Annotated in this window: 9 protein-coding genes; 5 read left to right on the top strand and 4 right to left on the bottom strand. The window is 72.3% G+C overall.

All coding sequences use genetic code 11. From position 1 onward, the window contains the following. Window positions 1–290 precede the first annotated feature (290 nt). On the bottom strand, window positions 291–1,097 hold the full coding sequence (locus tag ACZ61E_RS32165) for an EI24 domain-containing protein (protein ID WP_469703907.1): 807 nt from the start codon (window positions 1,095–1,097) through the stop codon (window positions 291–293). 176 nt (window positions 1,098–1,273) lie between these two features. Here ACZ61E_RS32165 and ACZ61E_RS32160 point away from each other — a divergent pair, with 176 nt between their 5' ends. Next, window positions 1,274–3,841, top strand: a complete 2,568-nt coding sequence (locus ACZ61E_RS32160; RefSeq protein ID WP_469703906.1) for a M14 family zinc carboxypeptidase — start codon at window positions 1,274–1,276, stop codon at window positions 3,839–3,841. 100 nt (window positions 3,842–3,941) lie between these two features. Here the strand turns inward: ACZ61E_RS32160 and ACZ61E_RS32155 are convergent, their stop codons facing one another. Next, window positions 3,942–4,370, bottom strand: coding sequence for an organic hydroperoxide resistance protein (locus ACZ61E_RS32155; protein ID WP_469703904.1), 429 nt, complete (start codon window positions 4,368–4,370; stop codon window positions 3,942–3,944). A gap of 80 nt (window positions 4,371–4,450) precedes the next feature. Continuing rightward, on the bottom strand, window positions 4,451–5,470 hold the full coding sequence (locus ACZ61E_RS32150) for an NADP-dependent oxidoreductase (protein WP_469703902.1): 1,020 nt from the start codon (window positions 5,468–5,470) through the stop codon (window positions 4,451–4,453). A gap of 165 nt (window positions 5,471–5,635) precedes the next feature. Between ACZ61E_RS32150 and ACZ61E_RS32145 the strand changes: the two genes are divergently transcribed. Beyond that, entirely contained in the window at window positions 5,636–6,073 is a 438-nt protein-coding gene (locus ACZ61E_RS32145) for a MarR family winged helix-turn-helix transcriptional regulator (RefSeq protein ID WP_469703900.1), read from the top strand. 26 nt (window positions 6,074–6,099) lie between these two features. Here the strand turns inward: ACZ61E_RS32145 and ACZ61E_RS32140 are convergent, their stop codons facing one another. Next, entirely contained in the window at window positions 6,100–6,846 is a 747-nt protein-coding gene (locus tag ACZ61E_RS32140) for an SCO2400 family protein (protein ID WP_469703899.1), read from the bottom strand. Between the two features lie 121 nt (window positions 6,847–6,967). On the opposite strand from ACZ61E_RS32140, the gene ACZ61E_RS32135 reads away from it, so the two are divergent. From ACZ61E_RS32135 to ACZ61E_RS32125, 3 genes are all read left to right on the top strand, one after another. Next, complete coding sequence (locus ACZ61E_RS32135; protein ID WP_469703897.1) at window positions 6,968–7,561, top strand: hypothetical protein; 594 nt, start codon at window positions 6,968–6,970, stop codon at window positions 7,559–7,561. Between the two features lie 198 nt (window positions 7,562–7,759). Then, complete coding sequence (locus ACZ61E_RS32130; RefSeq protein ID WP_469703896.1) at window positions 7,760–8,803, top strand: rod shape-determining protein; 1,044 nt, start codon at window positions 7,760–7,762, stop codon at window positions 8,801–8,803. A 220-nt stretch (window positions 8,804–9,023) separates the two neighbouring features. Continuing rightward, window positions 9,024–10,490 carry a sensor histidine kinase gene (locus ACZ61E_RS32125; protein ID WP_469703908.1) on the top strand — a complete coding sequence of 489 codons (1,467 nt, stop codon included), beginning with the start codon at window positions 9,024–9,026 and terminating at the stop codon, window positions 10,488–10,490. Window positions 10,491–10,793: the final 303 nt, after the last annotated feature.

The raw sequence follows: 10,793 nt of genomic DNA, 5'->3' as shown, positions 1-10,793 counted from the left end.
TTGCTTCAGGGCACCTCCGGAAGACGCCGTCCCCCCCCCCCCCCCCACCCCCCCCCCCCCCCCCCCCTCCCCCCCCCCGCCCCCCCCCCCCGCTACTTCGAAGACACGACCCAGCGGCGTGCGACGCGGTCCACCGGGCCCGCCCGGTGGACCGGTCCGTCCTCAAACGCCGGAGCGGGTTGAGAAGTCGGACGGGCTTGAGGTGGTCGTCGGGCGGGAGGTTCTGAGCCCGTCCGGCGATTGAGGACAAGCGCGGCCCGCGAGCCGCGCGACACGGCCGACGGCCGCCTTCACCACTCGCGCGGGACCGCCGGCGCACCGGTCTGGCCGGCGTCGTCACCCGCACCCGGACCCGCGACACCCGCATTCGTCAGGTCCCGCGCCATCAGCGTCGCCCCCGCCACCGCCCCCGGCATCAGGAACACCGCGACGAACGGCACCAGGAACGCGAGCGTCAGCGGGACACCGAAGCCCAGCGTCAGCAGCCGGCGGCCGCGCAACAGCGCGAGGCGTTCCTTCAGTTCGATACCGCGCCGCTGCATCGCCACCGCGTTGAGCTCCTCCGCGAGGAAGAAGCCGGACACGCAGAAGCCGAGCACCGGCACGACCGTCTGTCCGAGGACCGGGACGAACCCGAGGGCGAAGAGCAGGACGCCGTACAGCACCACCCGCCCCAGGACCCGCAGGCTGTCCCGCGCGGAGACCCACAGTTCGCGCCAGAGCGACAGCCCCGACTCGGGTACGTGGCCGCCCTCCGAGCGGTCCACCGCCTCGGAGAGCGACTCGTAGAACGGCTGTCCGACCAGCAGCGTCACGGCCGTGAACGCGATCACCGCGAGGAACAGCACGAGCACGACGAGCAGCACGGTGAGGAAGCCGCGGAACAGGCCCTGCCACGGCGAGGACCAGTCGTCGGCGAAGGGCGTCGCCCAGGCCGTCAGATCGTCCGCGCCGTAGAAGAGGCCGACGAGCGCCGCCGCGTACAGCACGAGGGTCACCAGTCCGGGCAGCAGCCCGAAGCCGAGCCATCTGCCGTGCGCGCCGACCCAGCGCTGGCCCTTCACCAAGTAGCCGAAGCCCACACCGAGATCACGCATACGGTCACCTTATCGGGCTTGTTCCGCCGCTGTTTCGGGTTGGTTCCCGGCCCGTTCCATGGTGCGGGCGGGACGGACGAGAGTCCGGATACCTCTTGTTGTTGACACGTTCAACCGGTATGACCTGCCTATTGAACCGAACGATCGCCCCCCGCACGACCCGGAGGTACATCCGCATGGGTATGCCAAGACCCGTACTGCTCGCCACCGCCACGGCCACCGCCGCCCTGATGCTCGCCCCCCTGCCCGCGCTCGCCGCGCCCGGCGCCGACGACGGCCGGTCGTCGCACCCGGTGAGGGACGGTGGCACCACGGACTCCCGCGTCGCCTCCACCGCGCTGCCGTCGGCCGGCGCGGCGGCCCTCTCCGCGGTCGGCAAGACCTCGCTCGGTCTGCGCAAGGACGGCGGCTACCCGCGCCGCACCGTCCTGGACACGCTGCCCGAGAACCCGGCGGACAAGGCCATCAAGCTGGGCCTGGCCCCGTACCACGCGCTCGCTCCGCGTCTCAACGCCCTCCAGGAACTGGGCAACCGGGTCAGTGTCGAGGTCACGGGCCGGTCGGCGGGCGGGCACGACCTGTATCTCGTCACGGTCACCGCTCCGGAGAGCGCGAAGGAGGCCGCCGAGCAGGAGCGGATGCGCGAGCGCATCGAGAACTCCCCCGCGTCGGCCGCCAAGGACAAGCGCATCAAGGAGAGTTACAAGACCCCGGTCTTCATCAACAACAACATCCACGGCAACGAGTGGGAGGGCACCGACGCGGCCCTGAAGCTCATCGAGGAGCTGGCGAAGGCCAAGGACAGCCGTACGAAGAAGCTGCTGTCCACCAGCCGGATCATCCTCAACGTGACGGCGAACCCGGACGGCAGGATCGCCGGAACCCGCGCCAACGGCAACGGCATCGACCTCAACCGGGACTTCATCACCGCCTCGCAGCCGGAGGCACGCGCGATCCGGCAGATAGCCGTCGACAAGCAGCCCGCGGTCATGCTCGATCTGCACGGATACGTCAACGGCACGCTCATCGAGCCGACGACGCCGCCGCACGGCGAGAACTACGAGTACGACCTGTTCCTCAAGAACTCCTACGCCAACGCCCTCGGTATGGAGGAAGCGGTCAACGACCTCGGCTACACGGCCGAGAAGGACGGCGTGCAGCCGCCCGTCATCCCCTTCCGTGACCAGGAGGAGGGCTGGGACGACTGGCCGCCGATCTTCACACCGCAGTACATGGCGTTCCAGGGCACGGTCGCCTCGCACACCATCGAGATCCCGATGCGGGTCAACAACAACGACTACAACAACCTGCCCGTCGAGGAGTTGCGCCGCAGGTCCGCGATCAACACCGATGTCGCGGGCGCGGCGATGCGCGCCACGCTCGACTTCGCGCTCGACCACCGCAAGACGCTGATAGCCGACCAGATAGAGACGTTCCGGCGCGGTGTCGCGGGCGAGAAGCAGCGGGTCGTCTCCGAGGAGACGGTGCCCGGCGTGCCCGGTATCGGTCCGGAGGACATCTACACGACCGACTTCCCGCGCGCGTACGTGATCCCGGCCGGCGACGGCCAGCGTTCGGCGTCGGCCGCCGCGCGACTCGTCGACCATCTGATCGCCAACGACGTGAAGGTGGAGCAGGCCCGCAAGAGCTTCAAGGTGGCGGGCCGCACGTATCCGGCCGGTTCGTACGTGGTCGACATGGAGCAGGCCAAGCGCGGTCTCGCCAACGTCATCCTGGACGAGGGCCGGGACATCAGCGCGGACGTCTCGTCGATGTACGACATCTCGGGCTGGAGCCTGGGGCTGCTGTGGGGCGCGAACGTCACCAAGGTCCAGCGGGGCTCGCTGAGCTTCTCCGGTCGCGAGGTCGCCGCCGCGTCGCCCGTCGGCTCGGTGGCCCGCGGCGGCGATCTGAAGCTGCGGCTGGACGACCCGAAGGAGTTCGCCGCACTCAACTCCCTGCTGGCGCAGGACGTGAAGGTGCGCCGGACGGCGGACGGCGCGGCGATCGTGCCGTCGTCGGCCCGTAAGAAGGCGGAGATCCTTGCCGACCGGTACGGCGTCGTCTTCGCCGCCACGAAGGACAAGGGCGTCGCGGACCTGCGCCGTACGACGGTCGCCGCCGCCGTGAACTCGGGCGAGCTGTTCGCGCTGCGCGAGATGGGCTTCGAGGTGCTGCCGGTGTCGACGGCGACGGCGAACGCGGGCTTCGACTGGTCGAAGGCCGACGCGCTGTACGTGTCGACGGGGCTCAGCCACCGCTCGCTGAACGAGACCGCCCGCGCCGCGCTCGGTGAGTTCCTCGCCGGGGGCGCGCCCGTGGTGGCGCTGGGCTCCGGTGGTGCGACGTTCAACACCGAGGCCGCTCTGCTGACGGCCACGCCGGTACGGGGCAACGGGAACGCCAACGGCGTGGTGCGGGTGGTCAACACGCCCGGACCGGTCACCGGCGGCACGCAGCCCCACTCGTTCGTCTACTCGCCGATCTGGTACACCGCCCTCGGCAAGGGTGTGCGCACCGAGCAGTCGTACGGCGGCGGCAACCCGCTCGTCTCGGGCCACTGGCGCGCCGACGAGGACGGCACGGGCGGTCCGCAGGCCGCGGCCGGTCAGGCGGCGATCGTGAGCGGTACGGCGGCGGCCGGTGCGCCGGTCACGCTGTTCGGCACCGAGCCGCTGTTCCGCGACCACCCGAAGGGCGCCTTCGCCCAGGTGGGCCGGGCGCTGCTGAACCGCCTTCCGTAGGAGGCGCGTTCGTCGCACCGACAGGCGCGGAAGGCCGCACCCCGCGAGCGGGGTGCGGCCTTCCTTACGGAGAAAGGGCGGTCGTGCCCGGCGCCGCCGGTCAGACGACGGACAGCTCGACCTTGATGTTGCCGCGCGTGGCGTTGGAGTACGGGCACACCTGGTGCGCCTTCTCCAGCAGGTCCTTCGCGGTGGCGGCGTCCACGTTCGGGATGGACGCCTCCAGTTCGACCTCAAGTCCGAAGCCACCGGCCTCGGACTTGCCGATGCTGACCCTGGCGGTCACGGTCGACCCGGATATGTCCGCCTTCTCCTTACGGGCGACCACGCCGAGCGCGCCCTGGAAGCAGGCGCTGTAACCGGCGGCGAAGAGCTGCTCCGGGTTCGTGCCGGCGCCACTGCCGCCCATCGACTTGGGCGGGTTGACGACGACGTCGAGCCGGCCGTCGTCCGTGGAGACCCGGCCGTCACGGCCGTTCTCGGCGGTGGCGACAGCCGTGTAGAGGGTGTCGATCTTCTGGATGGTCATTCGGGGGTGTCCTTCTTCTTGTACGCCGCGGCTCGCGCCCACGGACCGCGACGGCCTGGCACGAGCCTAACGGCTGGGCGTCAGTTGAGGGTGACGATCATCTTTCCGGTGTTCTCGCCGCGGAGCAGACCGAGGAAGGCGTCGAAGCCGTTGTCGATGCCCTCCACGGAGGTCTCCCGGTACTTCAGCTCGCCGGAGGCGAGCCAGCCGGCCACGTCCTTCACGAACTGCGGCTGGAGGGCCTGGTGGTCGCCCACGAGCATGCCCTGGAGGCGCAGCCGCTTGCCGATGACCTGCGCGAGGTTGCGCGGGGCGGGGGCGGCCTCGGTGCTGTTGTAGAGCGAGATCATTCCGCAGATGGTGGCGCGGCCGTGCAGGTTGAACGAGGAGATCGCGGCCTCCAGGTGCTCACCGCCGACGTTGTCGAAGTAGACGTCGATGCCGTCGGGCGCGGCCTCCTTGAGCTGCTCCTTGACCGAACCGCCGCTCTTGTAGTTGAAGGCGGCGTCGAAACCGTACTCCTCCACGAGAAGTCGGACCTTGTCGTCGGATCCGGCCGAGCCGATGACCCGCGACGCGCCCCTGATGCGGGCGAGTTGGCCGACCTGGCTGCCGACGGCGCCCGCGGCGCCGGAGACGAACACGGCGTCACCCTCCTTGAAGGAGGCGACCTCGAAGAGTCCCGCGTAGGCGGTGAGGCCCGGCATGCCGAGGACGCCGAGATAGGCGCTGAGCGGTGCGATCGAGGCGTCGACCTTGACCGCGTGCCGGGCCGGCAGCTGCGCGTACTCCCGCCAGCCGAGCCCGTGCAGCACATGGTCGCCGACCGCGAACCCGTCCGCGTTCGAGGCGACGACCTCGCCGACGGCCCCGCCGTCCATGGGGTGGTCGAGTTTGAACGGCGGGGTGTACGACTTCACGTCGTTCATCCGGCCGCGCATGTACGGGTCGACCGAGAAGTGCTTGTTGCGGACGAGGATCCTGCCCTCGCCCGGCTCGGTCACCGGGGCCTCGCGCAGGGCGACGTCCTCGGCCTTCGGCCAGCCGTGCGGGCGGGCGACGAGATGCCATTCGCGGCCGGACGCGGGAAGAGCGGTCATGGGTGCGATGTCTCCTCGGGTTGCGGGTCTCGGGTGCTGCTCCGGTCGGGACGCCCGGGTGCTCGGACGCTCACCCCTCGGGTTTCACCGGGAAAGCTTCACCATCTGAAACAACCATGCTCCTAGATATTTCATGTTGTCAAGTAAACGGGTAACCTGGCGTGTATGGCCACTGAGCACTCGGACCCCCTGACCCTCGAAGTCGTCGGACTCATCGGCACGGTCGTGGCCCGCTATTACGAGGAGTACGACCACGCCGCCGCGGAGCACTCGCTCACCGGCGCGCAGGCGCGCGTGCTGGGGCTGCTGTCCATTCAGCCCATGCCCATGCGGCAGATCGCGCGGAAGCTGAAGTGCGAGCCGTCGAACGTCACGGGGATCGTGGACCGGCTGGAGTCACGCGGCCTGGTCGAGCGGCGGCCCGACCCCTCGGACCGGCGGGTGAAGCTCGCGGCACCCACCGAGCAGGGGCGCGACACCGCGCGGCGGCTCCGGGACGGGCTGAACTTCGCGCGTGAACCGCTCGCGGACCTGTCGGTCGACGAGCGGACGGTGCTGCGGGATCTGCTGCGGCGGATGCTGGGGGACGACGCCGGGGAGTGACCCCGCGCCGTCTCAGCGGCGGAGGATCAGAAGCAGAAGATCACCAGCACGCAGTCGTCCTCCTCCGGCTCCGTCTCGGACGGAGAGGGCGTCGGAGGCGGCGGCTGATTCGGCTGCCCCGGGGTGCTCGGATCACCCGTGGGGCCGGTGGAGTCCGTGGGATCCGGAGAGCCGCCGGGGTCCGGCTCGTCGCTCGGCCCGGCCGGCTCGGTCGACTCCGGGGACTCCTCGTCCGGCGCCTCCGACCCCGTCCCCTCACCGTCACCCGTCGCGGAGGGGTCCGGCGAACCGTCACCGCCGGGACGCGGGGAGCCCGTGGACGACGAGGGGGTGCCTTCCACCGGGCCCGGCTCCTCGGGGTCCTTCGGACCCGGCGGGGGCGGCCCGCCATCGAGATCGATGGCCCTGTCCTCCTGTACGGAGGTGGCGTCACCGTCACCGCCGGACTCCAGCGCCAGCTCGGCCAGGCTCAGCGCGCCGACCGCCAGGACCAGACCCGTCACGGTGAGCAGGACGGCCCGGCCCTTGCGCCGGTGCGCACCGCGCTCGGCACGCATCTCACGGCGCTCACGCCGGGACATCTTGCGCTTGCGGGAGCCGCGCGGACGGCGTGGACCCCGGTCGGCCCCCTCGCCGTAGTCGCGTGTGGCGAGGACAACCTCCGCCTCGTGCGGAACGGGGTCGTGGAGCCGCAACTCCTCGGCGGGCGTCCCGCACCCCGCGCACGCCAGGGCGCCGTTGAGGTGCCGCTGGCAGTGGTGGCAGTAGTCCATGGCGCCCTGAAGATAATCCGACCGGCGTCGACGCGGGCACCCGCGACGTGAAGATCCTGTGTGGAATCGGTCCTTCCACCAAACCGCCGCCCGACCTGACCCGAAGGGGCACGATGTCGCTATGAATGCCACGACATCGGCCGGAGCCGGTGGAACGTCCCGGCCCTTCGGGCCACGCGACTTCCAGCTCGTACTGCTGCGCCGGATGGCCGACCACCAGCCCGGACTGGTCGAGGACGCCCGGCGTGAACTGGGCGCCTCCCTCGGCGAGATGAGGGAGGCCAACCGGCGCTGGCAGGCCATGGTCCGCTCCCCGCGCGCCCGCGGCTCACTGGCGCGCTACCGCTCGGTGCTCGGCACGCCGGAGGCCACGTTCCCCCGCCAGGTCGGCGATCTGGCGTGCGAGGTGCTGCTGTGGCCCGTTGCGCTCTGGCCCTCGCTGCGCTTCGAGGTGACGGCGGCGCCGGGCGGCGGTGTGTGGAACGAGTGGCTGGTGCGGGCGCCCGGCGAACCGGGCCCCGAACTGCGTACGGCCGGCGATCTGCGTCCCTGGTCGTGCACGGTCGACGAGGTCGCCCGCGCCTTCGCCCCGGCCAGACCGATGGAGGGCACGGCGCCGACCCGCTGGGGTCTGGCGTTCGACGTGCCGGGGACGGGGCCGTGCGCCGCGGAGTTCACCTGGGGCCTGCTCCAGCGGTGGTCGCCCAGGGCCTGAGACCGGGCGGGCCGGGCGGTGCGCGTCTGGCGGTGCGCGTCTGGCGGTGCGTCAGGGCGGGTCCCGGCACGGCGCCCCGCCCCGTACCCCGACCGGCGCATCCCAGCGCGCGCACAGCCCCCGGCGCGCCCACGATGCGAAGAGGGCCGGCCGCCCGCCGGTGAACCACCCCAGCCGCTCCCGGGAGAAGAACCCGCCGTGACCGTCAGCCTTGAGCAGTTGCGCCGTTGCCATGTCGCCGTCGATCTCGGGGCCGCCAGGACCCGGGTCTTTGTGAAGGGAGCCGGTCTCGTCGTGGACGAGCCGAGCGTGGCCGCGGTGAACACCCGCAGCGGGGCGCTCATCGCCGTCGGCGCCCTGGCCGAGCAGATGACGGGCCGTACGCCGGACTACATCCGCGTCACCCGCCCCGTGTCCGGCGGGACCGTCGTGGACATCGAGATGGCCCAGCGGATGCTCCGCCATCTCCTGGGTGAGAAGCTCCGCCGCCAGCTCCGCAGAAAGCCCCGGCTGAGGGCTGCGGCGTGCACCCCGCACGACAGCGACCCGCTGGCCCAGCGGGCGGCGATCGAGACCCTGGTGGGTCTCGGGGCCCGCCGGGTCGAGCTGGTCGACACGCTCATCGCCGCCGCCGTCGGCTGCGGGCTGCCGGTGGAGAAGCCGACCGCCACCATGATCATGGTGTGCGGGGCGGCCACCACCCAGGTCGCCGTGCTGTCGCTGGGATCGATCGTGACGGCCCAGCGGGTGCCGGTCGGCGGCAACGCCATCGACCACGCGGTCATCCAGCACCTGCGCCACCAGCACGAGTTGATGCTGCCGAGCCAGTCCGTCCGGCCGCTCCAGCTCGCGCTGCGCGGCAACGGCATCACCCCCGAAGGGCCCACCTCGACGGAGATCCACGGCCGTGACGTGGCGACGGGCCTCGCACGGTCCGTCGTGGTGGACACCGCCGCCGTGCGGCAGGCCATCCACACCCCGCTCACGGCCGTGCTCGACGGCATCGGCAAGGTGCTGCGCGACTGCCCCCCGGACCTGGTCGCCGATCTCGCCGACACCGGGATCATGATGGTCGGCGGGAGCGCGCTGCTGCCCGGCCTCGACCAGATGCTGCGTGACGCGACGGGCATGCCGGTGCAGATCGCCGAGCGGCCCGACGTCTGCGCGATCCTGGGGCTCGGGGCGATGCTGGACGGGAAGATCCAGCCGCTGGTGCTCGATCCGCTGGCGCACGCCGAGTGACGTGACGGCGGGCGGCGGACGGCCGGACGACACCGGGAACGACAGCGGAGAAGACAGCGGGCACGGGCACGCGGGCGCGAACGGGTCCACGGACGCGGCCCCCGGCGGTGGCGGCGGCCACGAGGCCGGGGCCGGGGCCGATGAGTCCGTGGACGACCGGGACGGCGACGCCGGCGGGCCCGGCCGGGAGCGCCCCCCGAAGAAGACCCCCCGGCTGCCCATGCTGCTCGACGCCGTCCTCAACGTCGGGACCGAGGGCGAGCTGGCCGCCACCCTCCAGCACGTCGTCGAGAGCGCCGCCGACCTCACCGACGCGCGTTACGGCGCACTCGCGCTCGCCGGCCCCGCACACGGCCGGGGGCCCGACCGGGGCCGGAGCCGTATCGCCGAACTCTTCTCCGTCGGGCTCAGCGACGACGAGCGCCGCCGGATCACCCGGCTCCCCACCGGACACACCGGTCTGCTCGGCCACCCGGGCAGCTCCCTCAGCCTCGGCGTCCCCGTCCGGGTCCACAACGACGTACTCGGCCACCTCTGTCTCGCCCGCAAGCGGCACGGCCCCTTCACCGAGGAGGACCTGGCCCTGCTGCGGGTGCTCGCCTCTCAGGCCGGCATCGCGATCGGCAACGCGCGGCTGTACGGAACGGCCCGCCAGCGCGAACGCTGGATCGAGGGTGCCGCCGCCGTCACGACCGCGCTGCTCAGCGGTGAGCCCGCGGCGGACGCCCTGACCACACTGGCGAAGTCGGCGCGAATCCTGGCCGGGGCCGCCGCAGGCGTGGTGCTCCTGCCCACCGAGGAGGGCGGTATGGAGATCGTCGCCGCCTCCGCGCTGGACGACCCCGGTGACATCGTGGGCACGAACATCGCGCCCGGCTCGCCCGTGCTCGACCAACTCCTCAGCGGCGAACCGGTGTACATCGACGACTCGGCGACCGACCCCAGGATGACCACCCACGTCCGGACCCGCTTCGGGCCCAGCATGATGCTGCCGCTCCAGAGCGGCGGCCGGCTGATCGGCACGCTCGCCCTCCCGCGCAGGCGCGGCGGACGCCCGTACACCGCCGTGGACCGGCTGCTGGCCACACAGTTCGCCTCCCAGGCCGCGCTCGCGCTGGTCCTGGCGGACGCCCAGCACAACCGGGAGCGGCTGGCGGTCTTCGAGGACCGCGACCGGATCGCCCGTGACCTGCACGATCTGGTCGTGCAGCGGCTGTTCGCCACCGAGATGATGCTGGAGTCGACCCGGCGGCGCGCGGGCGAGGGTGAGCTGTCCGATCTGCTCGGCCGTGCCGTGGACGAGCTGGACTCCACGATCCAGGAGGTACGCACGACGATCTTCGCCCTCCAGCAGCCACCCGCCGACGCCCCCACGAGCCTGCGCGGCAAGGTGCTGCGCGAGACGGCGGGCGCGGCGGCCCTGCTGGGATTCCAGCCGTCCGTGCACTTCACGGGAGCCGTGGACACCCTCGTGGAGGAGACCCTGCACAACGGGCTGCTGGCCGCGCTGCGCGGCGCGCTGGCCGCCGCGCACCGCAGGGCGGGGGTGACGTCGATCGACGTGGAGGTCGACGCGACGGCCCGGCTGCCGGACGGCCGGGACGGGGTGCGGCTGGTCGTCTCGGACGACGGCGAGCCCGCGGCGGGTGAGGAGGACACGACCGTGACCTGGGAGACGCCGCGCTAGGTCGTGTCTTCGAAGTGGCGCCTTCCGCCCGCAGGGCGGGGCTCGCGGCGGCCGTCGCGGTGCGTCGCGAGGCGGAGGACCGGTCTCGTACGGGGCGTACTCGGCCGACTCCGACTACGACCACGCGGCGTGGTGCCGCGCCGGGCGTCCCGGGCCAGGCGGGACTTTCAAGACACGACCTGGGTGCCCCGGGTGAAGCCGGACGCACGGCAGCGGGGGGGGGGGGGGGGGGGGGGGGGGGGGGGGGGGGGGGGGGGGGGGGGGGGGGGGGGGGGGGGGGGGGGGGGGGGGGGGGGGGGGGGG

The sequence above is a fragment of the Streptomyces sp. NPDC104581 genome (assembly GCF_055583685.1).
Note: the sequence above shows the minus strand (reverse complement) of the source record. Positions and strands in the feature narration are given on the sequence as shown.